The organism is Streptomyces sp. NPDC034111, from assembly GCF_055575375.1.
Genome location: NZ_JBVIST010000001.1, coordinates 924,823 through 949,327, shown reverse-complemented (window position 1 = coordinate 949,327; position 24,505 = coordinate 924,823). Strand labels below are relative to the sequence as shown.

General features: G+C 70.2%; 14 protein-coding genes and 1 pseudogene. 2 read left to right on the top strand and 13 right to left on the bottom strand.

Features of this window, described 5'->3' with window-relative positions:
* Nucleotides 1–76 precede the first annotated feature (76 nt).
* A pseudogene (locus ACZ55A_RS04225) lies at nucleotides 77–352 on the bottom strand (STAS domain-containing protein); the annotation flags it as partial.
* Between the two features lie 115 nt (nucleotides 353–467).
* Complete coding sequence (locus ACZ55A_RS04220) at nucleotides 468–689, bottom strand: hypothetical protein (protein WP_468832944.1); 222 nt, start codon at nucleotides 687–689, stop codon at nucleotides 468–470.
* A gap of 129 nt (nucleotides 690–818) precedes the next feature.
* Between ACZ55A_RS04220 and ACZ55A_RS04215 the strand changes: the two genes are divergently transcribed.
* Nucleotides 819–3,626 (top strand): tetratricopeptide repeat protein, encoded by a 2,808-nt coding sequence (locus ACZ55A_RS04215; protein WP_468832940.1) that lies wholly within the window; start codon nucleotides 819–821, stop codon nucleotides 3,624–3,626.
* A gap of 510 nt (nucleotides 3,627–4,136) precedes the next feature.
* Nucleotides 4,137–4,979 (top strand): ArsR/SmtB family transcription factor, encoded by an 843-nt coding sequence (locus tag ACZ55A_RS04210; protein WP_468832935.1) that lies wholly within the window; start codon nucleotides 4,137–4,139, stop codon nucleotides 4,977–4,979.
* 433 nt (nucleotides 4,980–5,412) lie between these two features.
* Here ACZ55A_RS04210 and ACZ55A_RS04205 read toward each other — a convergent pair whose 3' ends face one another.
* The 11 genes from ACZ55A_RS04205 to ACZ55A_RS04155 all read right to left on the bottom strand — a co-directional run bounded on the left by ACZ55A_RS04205 (nucleotide 5,413) and on the right by ACZ55A_RS04155 (nucleotide 24,308).
* Nucleotides 5,413–6,279, bottom strand: a complete 867-nt coding sequence (locus ACZ55A_RS04205) for a carbohydrate ABC transporter permease (protein WP_468832931.1) — start codon at nucleotides 6,277–6,279, stop codon at nucleotides 5,413–5,415.
* A 5-nt stretch (nucleotides 6,280–6,284) separates the two neighbouring features.
* The gene (locus ACZ55A_RS04200; protein WP_468832927.1) at nucleotides 6,285–7,226 is read right to left on the bottom strand and encodes a carbohydrate ABC transporter permease; all 942 of its coding nucleotides are present in this window, start codon (nucleotides 7,224–7,226) and stop codon (nucleotides 6,285–6,287) included.
* Nucleotides 7,223–8,533 carry an ABC transporter substrate-binding protein gene (locus ACZ55A_RS04195; RefSeq protein WP_468832923.1) on the bottom strand — a complete coding sequence of 437 codons (1,311 nt, stop codon included), beginning with the start codon at nucleotides 8,531–8,533 and terminating at the stop codon, nucleotides 7,223–7,225. Before ACZ55A_RS04195 ends, ACZ55A_RS04200 begins: the two co-directional genes overlap by 4 nt.
* A gap of 169 nt (nucleotides 8,534–8,702) precedes the next feature.
* Nucleotides 8,703–9,077, bottom strand: a complete 375-nt coding sequence (locus ACZ55A_RS04190) for a hypothetical protein (protein ID WP_468832919.1) — start codon at nucleotides 9,075–9,077, stop codon at nucleotides 8,703–8,705.
* A gap of 16 nt (nucleotides 9,078–9,093) precedes the next feature.
* A complete protein-coding gene (locus ACZ55A_RS04185; RefSeq protein WP_468832915.1) occupies nucleotides 9,094–9,396 on the bottom strand; it encodes a hypothetical protein in 303 nt (100 codons plus the stop codon).
* Between the two features lie 86 nt (nucleotides 9,397–9,482).
* Entirely contained in the window at nucleotides 9,483–11,708 is a 2,226-nt protein-coding gene (locus tag ACZ55A_RS04180) for an SUKH-4 family immunity protein (RefSeq protein WP_468832911.1), read from the bottom strand.
* A complete protein-coding gene (locus ACZ55A_RS04175) occupies nucleotides 11,705–20,179 on the bottom strand; it encodes a toxin glutamine deamidase domain-containing protein (protein WP_468834644.1) in 8,475 nt (2,824 codons plus the stop codon). The genes ACZ55A_RS04180 and ACZ55A_RS04175 overlap by 4 nt, the downstream gene beginning before the upstream one ends.
* Nucleotides 20,180–20,369: 190 nt before the next feature.
* Nucleotides 20,370–20,876: a hypothetical protein gene (locus ACZ55A_RS04170; protein ID WP_468832907.1), complete on the bottom strand. Its 507-nt coding sequence runs from the start codon at nucleotides 20,874–20,876 to the stop codon at nucleotides 20,370–20,372.
* A 107-nt stretch (nucleotides 20,877–20,983) separates the two neighbouring features.
* Nucleotides 20,984–21,361: a hypothetical protein gene (locus ACZ55A_RS04165; RefSeq protein ID WP_468832903.1), complete on the bottom strand. Its 378-nt coding sequence runs from the start codon at nucleotides 21,359–21,361 to the stop codon at nucleotides 20,984–20,986.
* A gap of 172 nt (nucleotides 21,362–21,533) precedes the next feature.
* Nucleotides 21,534–22,349 carry a maleylpyruvate isomerase family mycothiol-dependent enzyme gene (locus ACZ55A_RS04160; RefSeq protein WP_468832899.1) on the bottom strand — a complete coding sequence of 272 codons (816 nt, stop codon included), beginning with the start codon at nucleotides 22,347–22,349 and terminating at the stop codon, nucleotides 21,534–21,536.
* 39 nt (nucleotides 22,350–22,388) lie between these two features.
* Nucleotides 22,389–24,308, bottom strand: coding sequence for an APC family permease (locus ACZ55A_RS04155; protein ID WP_468832894.1), 1,920 nt, complete (start codon nucleotides 24,306–24,308; stop codon nucleotides 22,389–22,391).
* Nucleotides 24,309–24,505: the final 197 nt, after the last annotated feature.

Genomic DNA, 24,505 nt, shown 5'->3' with positions numbered 1-24,505 from the left:
GCCGGGCGGGGGTGGCGTCACCGCCTCGTTGGTTGAGGGCGGCGATGACCCGAGGCAGGAGTTCCTCCCCCTGGGCGACGGAGCTGTACACCGGGAACATCTTGGCCAGCTCGGCAATCCGGAGCCATCTCAGGTGGCGCTGAGGATTGACGATGCCGACCAGGCCTCCGACGGCCCAGGTCCGTTTCAGGGCGCCGACCAGGACACCGATCCCCGTGCTGTCGACGAAGTCCACCTCGCTCACGTCGAGGAGCAGCTGGACGTGCCCGTGGTTGATGAGCTCCACGAGGGCCTCCCGCAGCACCGGGGCCGTATAGACGTCGACCTCGCCGACGACCGTGACCACGGTCATGACGTCGGAGAGGTGCTCGTGGGTGATGCTCCGCCCACCCCGGTCCACGATCGGTTCCATGTATCCCCCGCTTCCTCCCGCTCGGCGCGCGTTCCCGTACCTCAGCGTACGCCGCCTACGCCCTGCCCCGTGCGGCCAACGACCGTGTCCAGGTGATCAGTTGGCGGACGATGCGGTCGGCGCGGCGGCTGCCGTCCGGCAGGAACGGCAGCACCACGAGGGCCGGCACGCTGGCGAGCGTGACCAGCAGGAGGGGGAGGACGAGGAGGGCCGCCGTCAGGGTCCGGTACAGGGCGTTGGCCGTGCCTCGTGTGATGAGGGTGGAGAAGGGGTTCAACTGTGCCTCCGGAGTGAGGAGTTACGCGTCGCCCGCTGGACGCGTTGTCGTCGTCGGGATCAGGATGGCGACGGGCGGAAGGTCGCCGACGGATGGCGACGGGATGCGCCGGAGAGCGGGGGAAGTGCGATGGGAAGCGTCGAAAGCCGTGCTCCGGGGCGCAGGCCGCGGCCGCTGGCCCCGCCGCGGTTGCCGCCGGGGGCGCTGCGGGAGTTCAAGCGCTTTCTGTACCGCCTCTACCTCGCCGCCGGCACCCCCTCCCTGGAGGCGATCGTGGAAGCGATCGGCGAGGACGACGGCCTGCCCGGCGCGCCCGGCAAGGACACCGTCAACCGGATCCTGGGCGGCGCGAAACTGCCCGGGCTGCATGACGCGGAGTCGGTGGCCGCCGTGCTGGCGCGGTCGGGAGGGGCCGGGGACCCGGAGCATGTGGTGGTGCGGACCAAGCAGTTGTGGATCGCGGCCCAGGAGAACCCGGGGCCGCCCCCGCGCACGGCCGAGGACTGGGGCGCCTTTCCGCTCGGGGTGCACCGCGCGGTCGCCGTCGACGGCAGCGGCGTCGACGACCTCACTCCGTATATCGCGCGCAAGCACGACGAGCTGCTGCGCGACCGGCTGCGGCATGCGTCCGAGGGCCGGCAGTCCGTCTTCGCGCTCTTGGTCGGGCAGTCGTCGACCGGCAAGTCACGCGCCGCCTTCGAGGCCGTACGGAGCGAACTCCCGGCCTGGCCCGTGCTGGTGCCGGGCGGCCCGCACGAGCTCGTCGAGTGGGTCTCGACGGACTCCGTCGACGCGCACACCGTCGTCTGGCTGGGCGAGGCGCAGCGTCATCTGACCGAGCCCGCCGGGGAGGAGGCGGCCCGTGCCCTCGCCGAACTCCTCGCCCGTGTCACGCCGGTGGCCGTGATCGGCACCATGTGGCCGGAGTACGCACGGAAGGTGGCGTCGCGCGCGCTGGAGACGGCCGACCGGTACGCCCATGCGCGCGCCCTTCTGGAGACGTACCGGGCCGAGATCCATGTCCCGGACGGTCTGGGGGACTTGCGGCAGGCCAGGAAGATCGCCGCCCGGGATCCTCGGATGCGGGCGGCCGTCGCGGCGGCGCAGTGGTCGGGCGACGGTGAACGGGCCCGGGTGATCCAGCAGCTGACGGGTGGGCCGGAGCTGGTCCGGCGGTACGAGACGGGCCCGGGCAACGCCTTCTCCCAGATCGAGCACGCGGTCGTCACGGCCGCCGTCGACGCGCGGCGCCTCGGTCACGGCAGCGCCCTGCCGGGTGAGCTGCTGGCCGAGGCCGTGGCCGGATATCTGCCGACGACCGCCCGGGTCACGCACGACAGCGGCTGGTTCGCCACCGCCGTGCGGGGTCTGTGCGCCGAGCAGTCCGGGTCGCTGTCCGCCCTGGTGCCGGACCGGGTGGCGCCGGGCCTCGGGGCGGCCGACGGGTACCACCCCGCCGACTATCTGGACCAGGGCGTACGGCGGCTGCGCGCGCACCTGGCCCCGCCCGAGCAGCTGTGGGAGGCAGCGGCGGCCCATGCGCGGACCGTCGACGATCTGTACGCGATGGGGCAGGCGGCGCAGGACCGCCGCCGCCACGACCATGCCGTACGGCTGTACCGGTGTGCGGTGGAGCGGGGCGGTGATGTGGCGCGTCCGGCTCTCGCGCAGCTCCTGGAAGAGGCGGGGGACCGGGAGGGTGCGGAGAGCGCCGCGGCGGACAGTGCGCGCGCCTGGGCCGTGTTGGGGGCGGCGCGCGAAAGCAGCGGGGACAGCGCCGGTGCGTGCCGTGCCTACGGGAAGGCGGCCGGTGCGGGGGAGCGGCAGGCGTGGTCGGCCCTCTGCCGTATCCGGGAAGCGGCCGGGGACCGGGAGGGCGCCGACGAGACCGCTACCAGGGCGGCGGAGGCGGGCTGCCCCCAGGCGTGGCTGACGCTCGCCCGGCTGCGGGAGCGCGCCGGCGACACCGGGGGCGCCGGTGCGGCGTACGCGCGGGCGGCCGGTGCGGGCGACCCCTGGGGGCTGATGGGGCAGGCACGGCTGTCCGAGCGGGCGGGTGAGCGGGCCGCGGCGGAGAGCGCCTATGCCGCGGCCGGCGCCGCCGGGGTCATGACGGCCTTCGTCCACCTGGTGCAGCTGCGCTGGGCCGGTCAGGACGAGGAGGGGGCGGAGCGCGCGGCCGCGCAGGCCGATGAGCGCCAGGACGCGGAGGCCTGGAGCGTGTTGGCCCGGCTCCGCCGGGAGCGGGGCGACACCGAGGGGGCGGCGCACGCCTGGACGAGGGCCGTCGCCGCCGGGTCGGTGGGTGCGCAGGCCCAACTGGCCCGGCTCTGTGAGGAGAACGGCGACCGCGCGGGCGCCGAGCGCGCCGCCCGCAAGGCCGCGTGGCAGGGCGACGCCGAGGCATGGGTGGCTCTCGCCCGGCTGCGGGAGGAGACGGGCGACCAGGCGGCGGCGGACGCCGCGGCCGGAGCGGCCGCCATGGAGGGGGACACCGACGCCTGCACGATGCTCGCCCGGCTCAGAGAGACAGCGGGCGACCGGGCGGGCGCCGAGCGGGCCGCGAACGACGCCGCCGAGAACGGCGACGCGGAAGCCTGGGCCGCGCTCTCCCGCATCCGGGAGCGGGCCGGTGACCGGGACGGCTCGGAGGCGGCGGTGGCCCAGGCGAGGGAGGCCGGCGCCACCGGGGCGTGGACGGCCCTGGGGCGGGTGCGCGAGCAGCGCGGCGACCTCGACGGGGCCGAACGCGCGTATCTCACGGCGACCGTCCTGGGAGACGTGGCCGCGTGGGGTGCGCTCGCCCAGCTCTCCGAGGAGAGAGGCGATCTGCGCCGTGCGGCGGAGCTTTACGGGACGGCGGTGGACGCCGGGGACACCGAGGCGTGGGAGGGGCTGCTGCGGGTGCGCGGCCACGGCGTGCCGCGCGGACGATGACGGCACGGGGCCCGGGTCCGGCCATACAGCCGAACGAGGGCGGCACCTGTGCGGAGGTGCCGCCCTCGCCTTTCTCCGGACTCCCCCCTCGGGAGTTGCCGCCACCCCGGTCGGCGCGGGAAGGCGGCCTTCGGCGGGGCTGTCGAGCGGCCGGTTGTTTGCCCATCACCCCCCACGGGATCGAGCAGTCCGGGCCGGTCGTGCCGCCGTCGAATTGAGTACAAGCATTCCTCTCGCCCGCCGGGTCGCGCGACCACTTTCAAGTCTGGCCAAAAGGGCATGGTGACCGCGCGTGTTGGCGTGCATACTCAGGCGTGCCGGGGGCCGACTGAGGAAACCAGGGGTGGGGGTTCGGTGTTACGCGTCCATTTCAGTGGACTCGATCTGGCCCGTGTGCGCATTGCGGCACGCCCGGACGCACTGTGGGAGACGGTCTTAAGCTTTCACCGGCTGCGCGACCGCCGGGACGATTCGGCGTTCGGCAAATGGCGATCGGAAACGCGCGGAAGGTTGAATGGCGAAGCGCGTCTGCTGGCGCCGCTGGTGCCCACGCGCGGCTATTTCCCCGATTTCCTGACGCCCGCCGAAGGGCTCCTCGGGATGTCCGACGCGCTCGCCGCGCTGCGCGAGACGCCCGCCGCCCGGCTGCACGACGAGCTCTCCCGGCTGTCCTCCGCCACCCGCCCGCTGCCGTCCTGGATACGGGCGATGGCCGACGGCGACAGCCGCGCCCTCGGCCGCCTCGCCGGCATCCTCCAGCGCTACTACGAGGCGGCTGTCGCTCCTTACTGGTCCCGCGTCCAGGGCCGTATCGAGGCAGACCGGGCGGCCCGCGGCCGGGCCCTGCTCGACGGCGGCGCGGACCGGCTGCTCGCCTCGCTGCCACCGATGCTGCGCTGGCGCGCGCCGGTCCTGGAGGCCGATTACCCGGTGGACCGTGACCTCCATCTGAACGGCCGGGGCCTGCTCCTCCTGCCGTCGTACTTCTGCCGCCGCACCCCGGTGACCTTCCACAACCCGGACCTGACGCCCGTCCTGGTCTACCCCGTGGAACACCAGGCACCGAAGCTCACGCCCCATGTGGCGCCGGAACGTTCCCTCGGCCGGCTCGTCGGCCAGACCCGCTCCGCGATACTCCACGGCATCGGCGTCGGCTGCACCACCAGCGAACTCGCCCGCCGTGCCGATGTCTCACTGGCCTCCGCCAGCCAGCACGCCACCGTGCTGCGCGATGCCGGGCTGCTGAACACCCTGCGGCAGGGCAACGCGGTGCTGCACACCCTCACCCCGCTGGGCGCGGCCCTGCTGCGCGGCGCGCGCCCTGCGGAGGAGGCGTACGGGCGCCCGGCGTGACATGATCGGCAAGAACTGCCCCTGGAATGGCGCCAGTTGGGCTTCGAAGGGGCAGCGCGCGAAGCCCGGGGGATAGTCGTGCACCGCCCGCGCCCCCTCGGTCGACGCCCTGATTTTCGAAGGCAAATTGTCGTATGCCGCCGCCATATCGGCCCCCTCGCCTCCCCGCCCGCGGCCGGCAGCTCGCGCAGCCGCAACACCGCACCGAGTGCCGGACGTTCCGGAACGTGACATTCGTGTGTCATACGTTGTCGAACGTGGCGGCCCCACCGGAGGCCTTGTCGAAGCGGAGGACATCCTTCGAATCACCCCGCGCCGACAACGGATTGGTCTCCCGCGCGCCGCAATTACCCGCGAATTCGTGTGGTGACCCGGAAGTAAGAAGCGGCCCGCGGAAGAACAACACCTTCCACTCCCGCACCGCACCCCTCCCTCAGTCATCGATGCCACTGCGCTCCACGCCCGCCACGATGTACCGCTGGAGCACCAGGAAGACGACCACCAGCGGCGCGATCGACACCGCCGCGGCCACGAACAGCTCGTGCAGATTGAGGTTCTGCGCCGTGGTGAACGTGGACAGCGCCACCTGCACCGTCCATGTCTCCTGGTCCTGACCGATCACCAGCGGCCACAGGAACGCGTTCCAGGCCCCGATGAAGACGATGGTGCCGACGGCGGCGAACACCGGCCGGGCGTTCGGGACGACGATGCGCCAGTACGTCCGCCAGTGGCCCAGCCCGTCGACCCGCGCCGCGTCCTCCAGCTCCCTGGGGAAGCCCAGGAAGTACTGCCGGAAGACGAAGCAGGCGAAGGCGCTGAACAGCGTCGGGATGATCAGCCCCCGCAGCGTCGAGATCCACCCCAGCGTCGACACCAGAACGAAGCTCGGCACGAACGTCACGGCCGCCGGCACCATCAGCGTCCCCAGGACCGCGTAGAAGACGGCGTTGGCGTGCCGGTACGGGATCCGGGCCAGTCCGTACCCCGCGAGCGAGGCCGGCACGACCGTGCCGGCCGTCGTCGCCACCGCGATCAGCGTGGAGTTGAGCAGCGCCCGCCCCAGCGGGAGGTTCGGGTCCCGGAAGACCTCGGCCAGATTCGACCACCGGAGCTCGTGCGGGAAGAACGTCCAGTCCGGCGCCGTGATGTCCTGCTCGCTCGCCAGCCCGTTCCGCACCAGCAGATAGAAGGGCACCAGGAAGAGCAGCGCGAGCGAGATCAGCAGCACCACCCGCAGCGCCCGCCCGGCCCTCGTCAGCGCATCCTGCGTCTGCCTCCGCCCCTGGCTTCGGGTATGCATCCCGATCAGTCCTCTCCCTTGCGGCCGAGGCCGAACCACCGGGCCTGCACCACCGTCGCCACCGCGATGATCAGCGCCAGGATCACCGCACCCGCACTCCCCAGCCCGAGGTTCTGATCCCGCCCCAGCGCCGTGTAGTAGAGGTAGACCAACGGCGGCCGGGCATACGGCGGATAGCCGCGCGCATCGCTCAGCAGGTTGTAGAACTCGTCGAACGCCTGGAACGCATTGATCACCAACAGCAGCACCACGGCGACCGAGGTGGCCCGCAACTGCGGAAAGGTGAGGTACCGGAACGTCTGCCAGCCGGGCCGCGCCCCGTCCACCGCGGCCGCCTCGTACAGCTGCGGCGAGATCCGCTGGAGCCCGGCGAGGAACAGGATCATGTAGAACCCGGCCTGGAGCCACAGCCGTACGGTCACGATGACCAGCCAGTACCAGGGCGGATCGGTGGTCGACAGCCAGGCGGTCTGCTCCGCGCCGAACCACCCCAGCACGGTGTTGGCCAGCCCGAACCGCACCCCGTTGAAGATCGACAGCTTCCAGATCAGCGCCGCGACGACATACGAGCAGGCCGTCGGCAGGAAGAACACCGACCGGAAGAACGCCTGGGCGACGCGGAGCCGGTTGACCATCAGCGCCAGCGCGAGGGAGAGCGCGTAGGTGGCGGGCACGATGAAGGCGGTGAACAGCAGGAACGTCCCCAGGCTGCCGAGAAACGCCTCATCGCCCAGCATCGCGCCGTAGTTGCCCAGCCCGACGAAGTCCGACCCCTTCGGGCTCACCGTGTTGTGCGCATCGAAGAAGCTGAGGTAGACGCTCCACACCAACGGCACATAGGTGAACAGCCCCAGCCCAACCGCGAACGGCCCGACGAACACCCAGAACCACAGATTCCGCCGCTGCGGCCCCAGCAGCCTGGCCCCGAACGTCGCAGCTCTGGTCACTTCTTCTTGACCCGCTGAAGCTCGGCGTTCACCTTCCGCACCACGCCCCTCAGCTCGCTCTCCGGGTTGGCGCCGTCCTTGATGATCCGGCTCAGCGCGTCCTGATAGGCCGTACGGTCCGCCGACGTCCACAACAGCGGCTCCGCGTACCCGTACTCCGTCGCGTACCGCACCGCGTCCGCCGCCGCCCCCTCGCGCAGCTCCTCGGCCTTCTTCGCCAACGAGATCCGGGCCGGGATGTGGAACCCGTACGACAGCGCGAAGTCCTGCTGGAAGTCGGTCCGTTCCACCCACAGCCACGTGGCGAACGCCTTCGCCTCCGCCTTGCGCCCGCTGCGTGCGCTCACCGCGGAGGCATACGCGCCCACGGGAACGGAGGGCCGGCCGCCGGAGCCGTCCTGGGGGAACGGCAGCACCCCGAAGTCGTCCCCCAGCGCCTTCTTGATCTGCGGCAGGGCCCACAGCCCCGACCACTGCATCGCGGTCAGCCCCTGGATGAGCGCGGCCGGATCGGACCAGTCCGTAGGAGCCCCCAGCAGCAGCGACTTGTCCGCGTACAACTGCCGGATCTTCCCCAGCGCCCGGGCGGCGGCCGGATCATCGAACCCGACCTTCCCGTCCTCACCGATCAGACTCAGCCCCGCAGCGAACAACGGCGTCCCACCGAGCACCCCCACCCCACCGTCATTGCCCAGAAACAGCCCCTTGGCCTGCTTCTTCTTCCCGCTGACCGCCTTCGCCGCATCCACCAGCTCGTCCAGCGTCCGCGGCGGTTCCACCCCGGCGTCCCGCAGCGCGCTCTTGCGGTAGTAGAGCATCTGCATATCGATGACCTGCGGAATGCCCCAGACCTTCCCCTGCCAGATCTTCGGTGCCAGCACCGCCTGGTTGAAGTCGTCCTTCACCGGCTCGATCTCGGCCGTCAGATCGACGACCTGCCCGCCCTGGATCTGGTCCAGTAACGGCCCGTTGACCTCGAACACATCCGGCCCCGCGTCGGTGAGCAGCGCCGCCGCCGTCTGCCGGTCGTAGTCCCCCGGCCGCCACTCCACCGTGACCTCGGCCTTCTCGTACGCCGCGGCATACCGCTTCACGGCCCGCTCGGTCCCCGGCTCCCCGTACTGGTGGTACCACTGACTGATCCCGGAACCCGAACTCCCGCCCCCACGCCCCGTGTTGGACCCACAGCCGGTTACCAACGCCGCAGCGAGGGCAACCCCACCCCCGGCCGCCAGCACCCGCCGCCTGCCGACGCCCCCGCCCTTGCTGCCGCCTTTGCTCCCGCTCCCGTATCCGCTTCCGCCCATGCGTATGTGCCCCCAGCCGTGTGCGTAGCCCGACGTCTCATCCTTCCCGCTGGCCGTCGGTCACCACACGTACGACTGACGCTCGGGCACCCGCACCCTCACGTCGCACAAGCCCGTTGACTTCATGGGCGGATCGACGACCGATCGATTCCGGCCATCGCCGCCGACGTCACACGGTGCGGGGTGACTGGGGTGGCTTCGCCGTCGGGCCGTGCATCAGGTCCGGCCGGTAGAACCTGCGATAGAGCGCCATCGCGTCCACCGGCGGACGCATCGGCACCCGGCACACCCGCCCGCTCTCCTTGCACACCACCACGCACGTCCCCCCGGGACTCCTCATCCGCGGCCGCCGACGTCCACCCTCCACCGGGGGTACCGGGAGGGGCGGAAGTTTCGCGAACACCAGGTAGCCGATGTCGAATTCCCGCACCCGCAGCGGCGCCGGAGTCCCATCGGGCCACACAGGTGCGTACTGCCGCCGCGCCAGCTCCACGGCGTGCTCGGCGCTCGTGGGTATCTCCGGCCCGCCGCCCTCTCCCGTCACCGCATCCCTCCAGGCCTCAGGGGTTGGGGTGATGGCGCTTGCGGTAGAGGGAGATCGCCGACTTCGGCGGGAAGTTGGGAACGAAGGTCAGCGCCCCGTCCACCTTGGAGATGACGAGATGACTGCCGCCGAACGAACGGGGCTCGGTCGGCGGGAATGTGGCATAGACGAGGTAGCCGATGTCGAACTCTTCGACGTGTACGGATGCCGGTGTGCCATCGTGGCAGAGCGGTTTGAAATTGGTGCTAGCGATTTCCAGCGCTTCTTCGACGGATGACGGCACCCGGTTTCCCGATTCCGGCGGATCGATCTCCGGCACGTGTTTCTCCTTGTTCGCTCGGGCTCGCTGAGGGCCGACGGAGCATGCGCTTGGGCTCCGGTGAACGGCCGCTGTCTGTTCGCCAGTTAGGGACCGTGGAAGGCGTATGCCCAGGCGGGGGCCTCTGCGCCCACCGGGTCGATGCGTTTGTGGGCGTCGAGCACGTAACCGGGCAAGAGGGCGGCCTCGTCATCACCTTCGACGAGCCCCTTGGTGAGGTGGCCGGTGACCCAGAGCGCGACCATGGTGAGGAAGTTCTCCAGGCTGTGCGCGGCGGGCAGGCCCGCGAGGTGCTCCTCGCCCGGCTCCGTCGGTACGCGCAAAACGTGTCCCGTAGGGCCGTCGACGACGAGTTCGCCACCCATCCAGAATCCGATCTGGAAGAACGGGCCGGCTTCCTCGACGGGGGCGATGTCCGACGGCCAGCTGACTTCGTCGAAGACGCTCATGCGGTGATCGCCAAGCGGATAGATGCCCAGCCCGTCTTCGTTCTTCAATTCGGGCAGGCCGAATTCGATGAGAGTACGGCGCGTTGGCTCGTCCGTCAGTCCGTCCGGCAGTGTGGGCGCCGGGAAGGCGTGGATGTGATGTGCTCCGTACAGCTCGATCAAATCTGCCAGGCCGGGCGGCGGAGAATTGAAGGGGGTGATGGCGGTGGTGAAGGCGTAACGTCCAGAGAGGGGTTTCACATTGGGGGAGTTGAGGCCCGAGAAGGGTTCTTCTGCTGTGGGCTCGATGGCGAAAAGCCCACCCGATCCGGCAAGGATCACCTGATTTCCGAGGCGGAGCGGGGGACTGCCGAGCAGAAGCTCGTGAGGGCTTTCCTCGTCGGACATGGCGTCCTCAAGGTCCTCGAATGTCTCCGGACCGGGAAGGTCCTCACCGGACATACCCTCTTCGGACTCTGATTCAGGTGGCCAGGAAAGGTCACAGTGATGCTCTTCCGGGATCTCTTCGTGCCAGGGGCCGCCCAGGTGCTCACCGGTGGCCGCGTCCCAGACATCCACGCGAGAAGTCCCTGTGAAGAGGGCGGCAACGGCGGTGCGCCCTTGCCAGCGCACTTCGGTCAGCCCGTCGACAGGCCCTGGCTCGAGGAATCGCCAGTGGCAGCCGCCCGGTGGGCGCCAGCGTGTCCAATTCGCCTTCCAGGGCAGGTGCACACTGGAGTCGGCGACGGCGGCGGCGAGGCCCCGGTCGCCACGGGCGGTGGCCATGAGCTGCAGCCATGCTGCCCATTCCGGCTGACTGGCCGGGATCACGCCGTAGGACCAGAGCTGGACCGCGGAGCCCGCCGCGGTGTTCCCCGGGACATCACCGGCGAACGCGCAGTCCGCGGCATCCATCAGAGTCGTCTGCGGGATATTGGCGAGCGCGCCGCCGTCGTGAAGCAGATCCTCGAAGAGGGTGCGGTGTTCACCGGCGTCGGCTGATACCGATGCGGCGAAGTCGGCTTGTGCGGCGTGCATGGCAAGCCCCGTGGCGGCGTACAGCCCCTCAGGCCCCGATTTCGCCCATCCTTCCGGATGGCGGAACTCGGGAGAGATGCGCCTCAGCCACTCAACCATGTGTCGGTCGACCCGGTCGATCTCGTCGTTCGCGGTGCCTCGGCGCAACTCTTCCGCCAGGCCCTCATCGGAGAACATCACACCCTGATCGCCGGACACCAGGTGAGCGGAGAATTCCTCCAGCAGACTGTGCAGCCCAGTTTCGGTGATGGATTCCGGGCCGAGTGCTGCAGTGAGTTCGGCCCATACGCGCAAGGGGACGATGCGTGGCTGAGCCAGCGCCAGTGCGCGCAGAGGTGCCGGCCAGTCCGCCTCGGTGGTGTCCCGCTCCGGGAGCTTGAAGACGACCTCGGAGAGGGGGAGCAGTTCGTCAGGGGTGAGGTGGACGAGCATGCCGACCTGGCCTCCGCTGAGGCGGTCGATGGCCCGGGTGAGCAGATGATCCGTCTCGGACGAGCTTCGGGTACGGCCGGCCCGATGAGCGTTCATGATGAGGACGAGCCGATTCCCGCCCAGTCGATCGAGCTTGGAGTGCCAGTCCCATCGTCCGGCCGGGGCAACATCAACCCCGAGCTGCTGCAGCGCCTCAGCCTGTACTTCCTCGGCTGTGCGCCCAGCAGCATCGACAAGGATGCTGCCCTCGATCTGCTGGTGCAGTTGCTTCAGGACGGCAGCGCCGGCGCTGCCAGAGGGATCGACGAGATGAGCCCAGTTGCCGCCCGCGCGCCAGCTGCTCCACCACTCCGACAGCAGAGAAACCGTCTCGTGGTCAGGGGTGTTCGCTGCTGTCCGGTCGCGCTCCGTCATGTCGTTCCCTTTGTTTGCTGCTCTCGCTCGATCCTGATCATATGGGCCCTCGTCTTGCCCCACAGCTCGCCCACCACCGTCAGGTGACGGATAAGTTCCGCGTCGTTCTTTTCCTTGTTGCGATCTTTTCGTTGCTGAACCCGGTCGTTGATGTCCTTGTCGGTCAGCTTGGCCTTCTTCAGTGCGTCCTGCTGCTGATCAGGCGTCAAGTTGCTGATTTGGGACATCAACTCGTTGCGTTTCTTATTGAGGTCCTCTTTGAGGCGAACGGAGTCGTCTCGATATGTGGTGCTGTAGTACACAGGGATCCCCTTCCCGAGGGAGTCCCTGAGTGTCTGGGAGCAGTCGGCATTTCCTGGGTTTGTCGTACGGAGGCCGCAGGGCTCTCGCTCAGTGTAGAGGCCGGCGATGGTGAGCTGGTCATCGGCGCCCCTGGACTTGTTGAGGTGCTTCACCCAGTCCAGGAGGTGTTTTTCGGAGTGTCGTGGGCTGACGCCGTCGGTACCCATCGGAGGGACGGATGAGTCGACGATATAGCTGCTGTTGCCATCCTTGTCGACCAATTCCACTACAGCGTAATTCTTGTCCGTGAAGTCTGGAATATTGGGGAATGACCGTTCGAGTATCGCTTTGATGGTTGCCTTTTGTCCGCTCTGGCGGGACTCGTCCTGAACCTGTTTGAACGCGGCTGCTGAGGGGCTGCCTGCGGGGCGGAACTTGGGCGGGAACTTCGGTTGTGCCTCTGCGCGCCGCCTGGCACCTACCGAATCGTGTTGGTCTTCCGCGGGGTCCCGTTGACCACTGGCCGTCTTGGAGCCCGTATAGGGGCTCTCGCCGTTGGGGGTACGTGTGGGACTGTTGCCGACGGCGTTGTCTGCGTGGAAGGCCATACTCATTCGGGCCACGGTCGCTATCACCACATGACGTTCGCCATCGTTCATGGCGGCGAAATTCTCGCCAAGAATCTGCCTGAGTTCGCTCTCCGTGAAGGCGGTCGGCGGGATCTGATCAATCTTGTCCCTGAGGGCTTCGCTGGCTGCCTTGTGGTTCTGCTCGGCCTTGGCGAATTCTGCCTGGGCATTTTTGACGGCATCCTGCTGGGCCTTGGTCGCCTTGTCTCCGGCGTCGTCAAGGGCCTTCTGAGCCGCGTTCAGCTTCTGCCGGGCCCCGTCAAGGGCCTTTCTGGTCTTGTTGGCAGGCTCGGTGATCGCCTCGGATTCGGCTCGTCGCTCAGCAGCTATCCTCAGCAGCTGTGCCAGCGGCGGCTCAAGGCTGTTGCCGTCCTTGTCCTGGAGCGGATTGCCCTCGTCGTCCGTGGGCGGTTCGCACCACTCCCGGAGCCGGTCGTAGACAGGGGCGAGGGGGTCGATCCGGTAGACCGGCTGGCCGTCGCCCTCCGCGTCGCGCACTGCCTCCTGGGAGGCGTCCGGGGGGATGCTGTTGAGCTCGTGGTCCTTGGGCTCAGGGGTAGGAAGCGTCTCGTTGCGGTGCTCGCGCGTGGCATCGGCTCGCTCGTCCGGCGTGTGCTCGGCATCGGGCATCTCCACGTCCGAGGAATCGTCGGACGCGGGCGGGTCCTGCTTGGTTTTCTTCTTGTCTCCTCCGTCGATGTCCATGTCATCGGGGGACAGCTCGTGCTTCTTCCCGCTGCCGCTGCCGCTGCCGCTGCCGGTCGGTTGCGCGGCCGGGCGCCGGGTGCCCCCGATGTTGCGGTCGGTCCCGCCGGGGCTGGTGGGAATGGGGCGGCGGTTGGGGTCGAGAGGAATGGCGAACACGCCGTGGTCGCCGCTGTGAAGGGGCTTGTCGCTCCGCTGGCCGGTTTGCGGGTCGACGTACGTGATCTTGCCGTTGTGGTTGACCACGTTCCAGGCGTGGGCTCGCCCGTTGGAGTCCTGGGTCACGATGACGGCCTGGGAGCCATGACCGTTGTCGAGAAGGGTCGTCTCCAGGCGGCGGAAGGCGTCCGGGCCGTTGCCGTGATCGGTGAATCGAGCGCCGAGGGTGCTCTCCATCCGGTCACGGCCGTCGCTCTCGCCGCGGTCGGAAGGGGTGCCGTCGGCGTCGTAGTCCGGGGTACGGGCCGCTGCGACTGTTGGGTGCCCGGAGTAGGTGTCGGCGAAGGAGAGCGCTGCATCAGGGCAGTTATTGGTACGGCCGGGCTCGCCGTGGTCCTGTCCGTTGACGTCGTTCACCCAGGAGCCCTCGTTGGGGTCCGGATGGCGCTGCGGAGCACCGTTCTCGCCACGGGGGACGTTGTTTTCCAGGGCTTGCTGGTCGGCCGCGTCCGGACGCACCAGGCCACCCGGATCCCGGTCGTACGGGCGAGTGTCCGAGGCGGGGAAGGTGGGCTCCGTGGGCTCCGTGTGCTCCGGGTCCTGGTGAGAATCGGCCTCTTGTGCGGGGTCGCGGTCTGCCGGTGCGTCCTTGTCCGTGTCCGTATCTGGGCCCGTGTCCGCGTCCGTGTCTGAGGCCGTGGACGAGTCCGAGTCCGACTCCGGGGCATTGTTCGCGCCGGTGTCGTGGTCCGAGTCCGCGCGGTCGCCCGTGTCCGGCTTGGAGTCCGTCTCGGAGTCCGGATCGGTGGCAGAGCGCTGGGGAGTGGTGTCCGGACCGTCCGGGCTCCCCGTCAGGCCCGAGGGGTCGGCCTGCCCTTCGGAGGTCGGCGCGTCGCTCGGATCGGCGTTGTCCTCGGGCTGGTCGTCGTACGACTCGTCGGATCCGTCGGACTCCGACCCCCACGGGAAGATCGGATTGCGATCGGCATCCAGCGGGATGGCTACGACGGAATCGGCATCCAGGTGGAGGGGAGTGTCACTGACCTCACCGGTCTGGCTGTCCACCCAGATGATGTTGCCGTGGTGGTTGACGGCGTTGAACGCGTGGCCGCCGCCTTCGGGCCAGTAGACACCTACCACCGCCGCAGAACCGTGGCCGGCCTGCTCCAGTTCCCAGGCAATCCGGTCGTAGGGGTGGGGAAGGTCATTACCGCAATCGATGAACGGGGCGCCCGCCCAACGCTCCAGATTCCACTCGGAGTCGTTCTCCGGTGACCAGTTGTCGGGTGTGCCGTCGGGGTTGGTGTCCAGGGTGCGGGGGGCCGATACCTGCGGGTTCCCGTACCAGCTCTCCAGGAAGGAACGGGAGCAGTCGGCACAGTTGTTGGACCGCCCCGGCTGTTCGTGGCCACCGTCGTTCTGGAGCTGGCCCCAGGACGCGAAGGGATCGGCAAAACGCTGGGGATTGCCGTCGGGATCGCGCGGGTGCGCCTCCTCGAGCGCCTGCTGGTCGCTGGGGTCGGGCGCGCGCAGACCACCGGGCTCGTGGTCCAGGCTGTCGCGAATGGCGTCGAGGCTCTCGGCCGCGGGCTGCGCTTCCTGGTCGGGCGTCTGCTGCTCGGCGCCGTCCTCCGGAGATGCCTGGTCCTCGGCAACGTCGGATTCATGGGAATCCGAATGCTGCGGGGTGTCCGCATGCGGCATGCCGAAGTCGCCACGAGGCCGGGCGTCGGGCCGCTGGTCCTGCTGAGGGCGGGCGGCGTCCGATCCCGGGGTGCGCGGGGGGCGTTCCGGGGACGGCGAGCTGCCGGCGGTGCCGGGTGCCCCTGCCGGGTGCTGCGGGTTCTGCTGCGGGAAGTGCGGGGCCTGCTGCTGGTAGGGGTTGTGGGGCTGGGGCTGCTGGTAGGGCTGCTGTGGCTGGGCATACGGGCCCGGCTGCTGCTGGGCGTACGGGCCCGGCTGCTGTTGTTGCGGCTGGGTGTACGGGCCCGGCTGCTGCTGTTGGTGGGGTTGCTGGGTGTACGGACCTGGCTGTTGCTGTTGCTGGGGCTGTTGGTACGGCCCGGGCTGCTGCGCGTACGGGTTCGGCTGCTGGTGCGGCTGCTGGGTGTACGGACCCGGCTGCTGCTGCTGTTGTTGCTGCTGCTGGGCGTACGGGTTGGGCTGCTGCTGGGCGTACGGGTTGGGCTGCTGCTGGTGCGGCTGCTGCTGGGCGTACGGCCCCGGCTGTTGGTGTTGTGGCTGGGTGTACGGATTGTGCTGGTTGTGCGGCTGCTGTTGCTGCGGCTGGGCGTAGGGGCCCGGCTGCTGCTGGTGCGGCTGGGCATACGGGTTGGCCTGCTGCTGTGCCTGCGCTTGGGCCTGGGCCTGTTGCTGTGCCTGCTGTTGCGCGTGAGCCTGAGCTTGGGCTTGCTGTTGCGCGTGCGCTTGAGCCTGTGCCTGCTGCTGTGCGTGTGCCTGCGCTTGAGCCTGCTGCTGGGCGTGGGCTTGCGCCTGTTGCTGAGCTTGTTGCTGCGCTTGTGCCTGAGCTTGCTGCTGTGCCTGGGCCTGGGTTTGCTGTTGCGCGTGGGCTTGGGCCTGTTGCTGTGCCTGGGCCTGGGTCTGCTGTTGCGCGTGAGCCTGCTGTTGGGTCTGGGCGTTGTTCTGCTGTTGGGCCTGGGCCTGCTGTTGGGTCTGGGCCTGTTGCTGTGCCTGCTGCTGGCTCTGGTTTTGCTGGGGCTGGTTCTGGGAGGTCTGGTTCTGGCCCTGGTTCTGGGTGGTTTGGGGCTGGTTGGTGGGGTCGAAAGGCTGGCGGTTGGCGTCGGTGACGAGGTGCCAGACGTTCTTGGCCTGGGTGTTGATGGGCTGGTCGCTGATCGTTCCGGTCTGGCTGTCGACCCAGACGACCTTGCCGTTGTGGTTGACCGCGTTGAAGACGTGGGCGCCGCCGTTGGGCCAGGTGACCAGTACCGCGGCCGCTGCGCCGGGGCCGGCCTGGCGGAGGTCGTCGGCGATCTGGGCGTAGCCGTCCTTGGCGTTCTGGCCGGAGCTGCGGAACTTGGCGCCGGTGTACTGCTCGATGTTGGCGGTGCCGTTGTTCTCGCCCGACGCGCGGTCGATGCCGCCCTTGCCGTCCGGGTCGTAGGTGCGTGGCGCGGACACCTGCGGGTTGCCGTACCAGGACTCCATGAAGGAGCGGGTGCAGTCGGCGCAGTTGTTGGAGCGGCCGAGGACGGTGGGGCCGCCGTCGTTCTGGAGCTGGGCCCACGGCTGGAACGGGTCGTTGAACGCCCGCGGGGTGCCGTCCGGGTTCCGCGGGAAGCTGTTCAGCAGTGCTTGCTGGTCGTGCGGGAACGGCGAGTACAGGCCACCGGGCTGGACGTTGAGGCCGAGGCGTACGTCGTTGTGGCTGCGGAGGTTCTGGGGCTGTGCGACCGGTGGCTGGTGCGGTGCTCCCTGCTGTTGGTGCGGGGTGGGCTGGGTCTGCTGAGGGTTCTGGTTTTGCTGGTGCGGCGCGGGCTGCTGGTGGGGGGCCGGCTGTTGGACGTACGGGCCCGGCTGTTGTTGTTGGGGCTGTTGCTGCGGGGTCTGTTGCTGGGGCGTCTGCTGCTGGTGCTGCGGCTGCTGGGTGTACGGGCCCGGCTGCTGGGGCTGCTGCTGCGGGGCCGGCTGCTGGGGAGTTTGCTGCTGGGTGGGGGTGTGGCTCTGGAGGGTGGGTTGCTGCTGGTTTTGCTGCTGCTGCGTCGGCTGTGGCTGGTGCTGTTGCGGCGTCGGCTGCTGTTGTGGCGTGGGCTGCTGTTGTGGCGGCGAAGGCTGCTGGTTCTGGTGCGGGACGTTCGGGTTCGGCGTGTTGGGGGTCGGGGCGCCGGGGCGTGTGGGGGCCTGGGCGGCGGGCTGCGACGGGGCCTGGGCAGGGGCGTCGGTCTGCGGCCGGTCCGTACGGGTGGGGGTGGGCTGGGGCGTGCCGTCGGGACGTGCTGCGTCGGGGCGGGCGCCGTCGGGGCGGGTCGCGTCGGGACGTGTTGCGTCAGGGCGTGCCGTGTCGGGCCGGGTGCTGTCGGGGCGGGTCGCATCCGGTCGAGTGCCGTCGGGCCGCGTGCCGTCGGGCCGGGTGCCGTCCGGACGGGTGTTGTCGGGACGCGTGCCGTCGGGGCGGGTGCCGTCCGGGCGTGGGGTGGAGGCGTCCTGTTGTGGCTGCTGACGGTTGTCCGGGCGGGTGTTGTCCGGGCGGGTGTTGTCGGGCCCGGAGTCGTCGTTGCGTGCGGGGCCGTCGAGGCGGGGGTTGTGCGGGGGGCGCTCGGGGGTCGGCTGTTGGGTGTGGTCCTGGACGATCTGGGAGCCGTCCGCGCGGCGGTTGTTGCCGGGAGGTGTGGTGGGGGTGTCGCGGCGGGGGCCGTCCAGGCGCGGGTTGTAGGCGGGGCGTTCGGGCTGACGTTGCTGGGTGACGTCGCGGATCGCCTGGGAGCCGTCGGGGCGGCGGTTGGTGTCCGGGGACGGGTTGGTGTTGGTGGGGGCGCTGCTGCGGGGCGGGGCGGCGTTCGGGGTTGCGGTGCTGCCGCCCTGGGGTGGTACGGCGCCCATCATCATGGGGCCGTTGGCCTGGGGGTTGTTGGGCTGCTGGGGTGTGGGGGTGGAGGGGGTGCCGGGGGTGTTCGCGGTGGGGTCGGTGGTGGGTTGGGTGGGTGGGGGGAGGGTGGCGGTGCCGGCGGACTGGGTGGAGACGGTGGTGTCGTCGGGGTCGTCCACCGTGGGCATGGGGTCGCCCGGGGCGGGGTCGCGCTGCTGGATGGGCTGACCGGACGACGGCGAGTGCTGGACGGGGGCGCCTTGGGGCGGTGTGCCGACGTGCGGCACGGAGGCGCGGCCGCCACCGCTGCCGTTGTTGGAGTTGTCGCCGTTGCCGCTGCTGTTGCCGTCGTGGGAGTTGTCGTTGTACGAGGGCGGGTTGCCGGCTACCGGGTCCGGGATCGGTGAGGGTGCGGGCTGCGGTGCGTCAGCGCGTGGGGAGCCGCCCTCGTGGGGTGTGGAGTCGGGTGCGGGCTGGGTGCTGACGGGGTCCGGCGTGGGGGTGGGGCGGGCTGCGTCGGGGGTGGTGTCCGGTGCGGGCTGGGTGCTGATCGGGTCCGCGTCCGGGCGATCCGGGCGTGCGAAGTCCGGGGCGTTGTCCCGGGTGGGCTGGGTGCTGATCGGGTCGGCATCGGGGCGGGCCGAGTCCGGGGTGTTGTCCGGTGCCGGTTGGGTGCTGATGGGGTCCGCGTCGGGGCGGGCGGCATCCGGGGTGTTGTCCGGCGCGGGCTGGGTGCTGATCGGGTCCGTGCCCGGGGTGCGGTCGGAGCCGGGGGTGTTGCCCGAGTCCGGGGTGGGGCCGGAGTCGGGGGTGGGGGAGGTGCTGTAGGGGCTGTCGTTGCCGCCTCGGTAGCCCTCGTCGAAGGGGGAGCGCTGGTCCGGGGGCGGCAGGGGCTGGGCGTCGGGGACGTTGCGGGGAGGGGTGGAGCCGGAGTCGTTGGAGGGGGTGTTGGAGGACGGGTTGGTGCCCGTGCCGCCGGAGTTGGCCCCGTCGCGGTCACTGCCACCGGTCGCGCCGGCATTGTCCGAAGCCCGGGGGGTGTGGCTGGTGGAGCCGCCGCCGTCGGAGCCGCTGCGGTTGCCACCGCCCGAGCCGCTGTCGCTGCTGCTGGAGCCGCTGGAGGAGCCGCCGGAACCAGAACCCGAGCCCGAGTCAGAGCCGGAGCCGGAGCCGGAGCCCGAATCCGAACCGGAGCTGGAACCAGAACCAGAACCAGAACCCGAGCCGGAACCGCCGTCGGAGCCGTTCCCCGACCCACTGCCGGAGCCAGAGCCCGAGCCCGAGCCGGACCCACTTCCCGACCCCGACCCCGACCCCGAGTTCGACCCGCTCCCCGAGCCGCTGTCCGACCCGCTGGAGCCCCCGCCGTCGCCGGAGCCACCGCCGTCGCCGCCGTCCCCGCCGTCGCTGCCGTGCCCGGCGGCGCTGTCGAGACCGTGCCGGGCACGTCGGCCCGCCCGGCTGCCGGCACCGTCACGCAGGCCCTCACCGAGGGACTCGCCCATGTTGTCGACGGCGTCCTTGGCGGCCTTCTTGCCCTCCTTGACCGTCCGGTCCAGGTTGTAGCCGTTCTGGGCGCCGAAGTTCTGGTTGACGGTCTGGGCTATGAGGTCGGAGGCCATGGCCTCCAACGCGGAGATCACCGGCTCCTTGGCGGCCTCCATGATCGCGTCCAGGAGCTGCTTGGCCACCTCCTTCAGGATGCGGCGGACCATCTCCCGCGTGGCCAACGTCGCGGCCGCACCGCCGATTTCGGACAGGCCGAGGGTGAAGGGGGCCGCGGCCTGCGCAGCGATGATCTCGGCGGCCAGGATCGCCAGCTGGACGATCACCGCGACCTTCATGCCGATGACCAGCGTGGCCGCGGCCTCCAGCGTGAAGGCGATGACCTCGGCCGCCTGCGCGGCGTCGTTGAAGTAGCCGGAGCCGCCGGAGAACTTCTCCCAGGCCTTGTTGAAGCCCTCGATCCCGTCGCCGGAGTTCTCACCGAGCACATTGCTCGCGTACGTGTTGCCCTGGGCCGCGTGCCCCTGGACCTCCGCCGCGAACGTACGCCACACCTGGGCGCACTCGATCAGCTTGTCTTCATCTGCGTGCGGCCAGTTGAAGCCGAGCATGTCCAGGACCCACTCAAGAGGATCCGGCAGCATGATGGACAAGGTGGAGCTCCCCCGTGAAAAGAATGCGTTCTCGCGTACGACAGACCGGGGCCCTGTGGCAAGGCCCCACGTCAAGTGATCAAGAGATCAAGGGATCGAAACCAGCCGGCCAGCCGCCAGTCGACCGACCAACCAGTCGACCAATCAGCCGACCGACCAACCAGCCCGTTGACCGACCGGCTCAGTGGCTGGGGGATCTGACGAAGTACCCGTGGGCCTGCCCGGACCCCTGCTTCGTCGGGTCCTGCCAGGCCTGCTCGTTGGGGACGTGCTGCTTGATCAGCGCGTCGTTGAAGTCCTCGTTCTCCGCGTGGTTCTTGGACATCGACGTCAGCGCCCTGCCGATTTCCTGGAGCTTCGAGGAGAGGTGGCCCATCGACTCGTACATGCCGTCGCGGACGCCCTCATAGACGACGCCGAACTTCTCGCCGATCTCGTCGTCCCCCCACGGAGGGGCGTCGGCCTTGCTCGCGAACGTCGTCAGACCGCTCATGAACTGCTCGCCGAACGACTTCTTCTCCGGCGGCGGCCCCTCGTCCCCGTTGCTCGGCGGACCCGCCCCCAAGGCGTGCAGACCGTCCATCAGCCGCGCCACCGACGAATAGAAGTCCTGACCGAGGTTGGTGAAGTTCGTGCCCTCGGCCTTGAGGCCTTCCACATTGGTCTGGAACCCACCAGCGCCAGCCACAACGTCCCCCGTGTTCGTAATGGTTACCCAATGAGCTTTTCAAGCCAAAGCTTAACCGGCCGCACTGACGGCTCACCAGACCCCGCCCGGCGCGCAAGACCGCGTGCTCAGGCCTCGCTTGGGCGGTAGAAGCGGTGGTAGAGCTCCACTGCCGACTCCGGAGGGAAATTGGGCAGGAATGTCACATCACCGTTGGATTTGTTGATGGCGACCTGACTCCCACCGGGCTCGGCCGGCACAGCGGTGGGGTCCTCGGGCTGCGGCCAGCTGGCGTACACCAGGTAACCGAGGTCGAATTCGTGGACGAACAGGTCGGTGGGGCCGCCCGGTGAGCCGACCTCGGGGAAGTGCTGCCGACCGATCTCCAGCGCCTCGTCCTCGCTCGTCGGCACGGGCCGGGGTCCGGCGTCCGTCGGCTGCGGAGGCGGCGGGGGAGGGGTGGGCGGCAGGCCGGGAGTGCTGCCTGTCTGGTCGGATTCGGTCATGGTGCTCTCTCCCTGGCGTTCGACTCGGTGGGTGGTGCTCAACCTAACTCACGCTGTGGCGGCCCGATTGGTTCACGTCCGGTGCGGGCAGGGGGCGGCCGCCGGACCGGGCGCAGGTGCGGAGCGGCTGCACCTGGGGTCACCACCGTCCGGTGTGCCCAGGTGCCGGCACTTACCCGAACAGCACCCGTGCCAGCCAGAACTCCAGCAGGTCCGCGTCCCCCGTGACCTCGACGGTTTCGGTGTCGGTCGGGTAGCGGCCGTAGATGAGCAGCAGGAGGTCGGTCAGCGGGGCGCTGACGGAGACGGTGGCCGGTTCGGCGGAGCGGCGCCAGGCGAGGGTGTGGCCGGTGAGGTCGACGAGCCAGTCGGCGGAGGCGTCCGGCGGGGTGTCAGTGGCGTGGAAGTGGAGGGTGCGGCCGGGGCCGAGGAGTTCGCGCCGGTCGGGGTGGTGGTCGAACATCTCGGGGAGCGAGCCCAACTCCATCCACTCGTCGAGGGCGTCGATGGCGACCCGCTGCTCGACGGTGAAGGGCGTGCCGAGGGTCAGGGTCGCGTCGGCACGGTGGATGACCGTTTCGTGGGCCATACGACGGGCGAAGAAGGCGGGGGTGCCGGACGGGAGCGGGGTCCAGATCCGGGCGTCGGGGCCGGCGGTACGCAGGGTGCGGGCGAGGCGTTCGGCGCCTTCGGTGAGCCAGCCGGCGAACTCCTCCGGGACGTGGGCGGGTTCGCGCGGCAGGACGCGGAGCGCGGTGTCGGGCGGGGGCTCGGCCGCCCGGGTCCGGACGATCTCCTCGACCCAGCGATGGGTCTCGCCCAGATGCCGGAGCAGCTGGGCGAGGTTCCAGTCGGGGCAGGAGGGCACGGACGTGGTCAGATCCGTGCCGGCGTCGAGACAGGAGCTCAGCAGTCCGGCCTGAGCGACGATCTCGGCGCAGTGCCCGTCGTAATCCATGGGGGCGTCGTCACCCGTCGTGGCGTCCATGACCTCACGGTAGGGCGCGCCACCGGCAAACAGCCGCTTCTACGTGCGGGGCGCCGCCTCCAGACGGAACCGCAGCCGGCAGATCACCGCGTCCGTGTCCCGGCGGACCGCGTGGGCGACCACCGCACCGCGCTGGTTCTGGAGCAGCCGCTGCCACAGGTGGGCGGGTTCGGCCTCCGGGATCAGGACGGTGATACGGGTCCCGGGGCGGCGGGTGGCCAGCTCGCGTACGTATGCGGCGATCGGGCGGCCGAGGGAGCGGGTCGCGGAGGGGAGTTCGAGGAGTTCCACGCCGGGGTTCCACAGCTCCCAGTCACGGCGCAGGGCCTCGGTGGCCGTCCGGTCCTCGGGGGCGCCATGGGTGACGGTGACCGCCACCACCTCATTGCCCAGGGACACCGCCGCGTTCAGCGCCTCGCAGGTCAGCCGGGACAGATGCGAGACGGGGACGATGACGAGGGAGGGGGCGGGGCGCGGGGCCTCGGGCATCCGGCCCAGGTCCAGGCGCTCGCCGATCCGGCCGTAGGCGCGGTGCACGGCTTCGAAGGTGAGGACCAGCAGCGGCAGCGCGATGACGATGAGCCAGGCGCCCTCGGTGAACTTGGTGGCGGTGACGACGACGGCCGAGACGCCGGTGAGCAGTGCGCCGGAACCGTTCAGCAGGGCCTTGCCGCGCCAGCCCCGCGAGCGTTCCAGGCGCCAGTGCCGGACCATGCCGGTCTGACAGATCGTGAAGCCGACGAAGACACCGATGGCGAAGAGCGGCACGAGGGTGTTGACGTCGCCTCCGGAGAGGACGAGGAGGGCCGCGGCGACGGCGGCGAGGGCCAGCACCCCGTGCCGGTGCACCTGGCGGTCCGCCTTCAGGCCGAAGACGTGCGGCAGGTAGTTGTCCCGGGCGAGCAGGCCCATCAGGACGGGCAGCCCGCCGAAGGAGGTGTTGGCGGCCAGCGCAAGGAGCGTCATGGTGGCGAACTGGACGACGTAGAAAGCCCAGTTGTGGCCGAGTGAGGCGTCCGCCAGCTGGGCGAGGACGGTGACGCCCGCCACCGGCTGGAGGTGGAAGCGGCCGATGAGGACGGACAGTCCGATCAGCATCACCCCGAGGAGCGCGCCGAGCGCCACCTCCGTCCGCTGGGCGCGCCGGGCGGCCGGGGCCCGGAAGGCGGGCACCGCGTTGGCGACCGCCTCGACACCGGTCAGCGCCGAACAGCCGGACGCGAACGCCTTGAGCAGCAGCAGGGCGCCGACGGAGGTGGCGTTGTGGGCGAGGACGGAGGGATGCCCGTCCGCGGTGACGGTGGAGGCGGGGGCGTCGCGGAGGAGGCCGACGACGACCATCGCCAGGATGGCGCCGAGGAAGACCGCGGTGGGGACGATGAAGGCCCTCGCCGAGTCGACGATCCCGCGCAGGTTGAGGGCGGTGATCAGGGCCAGGACCGCGAGGCAGATCCCCGTGCGGTCGTCGTAGAGGCCGGGGAAGGCGGAGGTCAGCGCCGCTACGCCGGCTGTCACCGAGACGGCGACATTGAGGACGTAGTCGAGGAGGAGGGAGGCCGCGGCGACCAGGGCGGTGCGCCGGCCGAGGTGGGTCCTGGCGACCGCGTACGAGCCGCCGCCGTCGGGGAAGACGGCGATCACCTGGCGGTACGAGGCGACCAGGACGGTGAGCAGCGCGGCGATGGCGAGGGTGACGGGGAGCGTGAAGCCGAGGCCGTAGCTGCCGGCGGCGGCCAGGACCAGCACGATCGACTCGGGGCCGTAGGCGACGGAGGCCATGGCGTCCAGGGAGAGGGCGGCCAGGCCTTGGAGGGCGGTGAGCCGGTGCCGGGCGTCGGCCTCCGGGGCGGGCGCGCTCCCGGGGGCGGCGGCGGTTCCGGTGGCGGTATCCGGTGGCTCCTCGGGCCGGCCGTCGTGTCGGGCGCTGGGCCGGCCGTCGGGCTGGGACACCGTCGACATCGTGCGTCGTACCTCCGTACCGCCTTGTGCTGCTGCGCTGGACCAGCCCAGGGTGCGGGGCGCAGCGGCCGCCGGAGGTGGGCCTTGGCGGCCTCTTGGCGGGCGAAGGGGCGTTCTTCACGCGTTGTTGACGGGGTGTGACCTGTGTGACCGGTGTGACCGATCCGCGGCCGGGGCGCCGGTGGGGACGCTGGTGC

Coding starts and splice junctions, on each gene's coding strand:
- ACZ55A_RS04195 (WP_468832923.1), bottom strand. CDS start 8,533: ATGGGCGGAAGCGGATACGGGAGCGGGAGCAAAGGCGGCAGCAAGGGC.
- ACZ55A_RS04155 (WP_468832894.1), bottom strand. CDS start 24,308: ATGTCGACGGTGTCCCAGCCCGACGGCCGGCCCAGCGCCCGACACGAC.
- ACZ55A_RS04215 (WP_468832940.1), top strand. CDS start 819: ATGGGAAGCGTCGAAAGCCGTGCTCCGGGGCGCAGGCCGCGGCCGCTG.
- ACZ55A_RS04165 (WP_468832903.1), bottom strand. CDS start 21,361: ATGACCGAATCCGACCAGACAGGCAGCACTCCCGGCCTGCCGCCCACC.
- ACZ55A_RS04175 (WP_468834644.1), bottom strand. CDS start 20,179: ATGCTGCCGGATCCTCTTGAGTGGGTCCTGGACATGCTCGGCTTCAAC.
- ACZ55A_RS04160 (WP_468832899.1), bottom strand. CDS start 22,349: ATGGACGCCACGACGGGTGACGACGCCCCCATGGATTACGACGGGCAC.
- ACZ55A_RS04180 (WP_468832911.1), bottom strand. CDS start 11,708: ATGACGGAGCGCGACCGGACAGCAGCGAACACCCCTGACCACGAGACG.
- ACZ55A_RS04205 (WP_468832931.1), bottom strand. CDS start 6,279: ATGCATACCCGAAGCCAGGGGCGGAGGCAGACGCAGGATGCGCTGACG.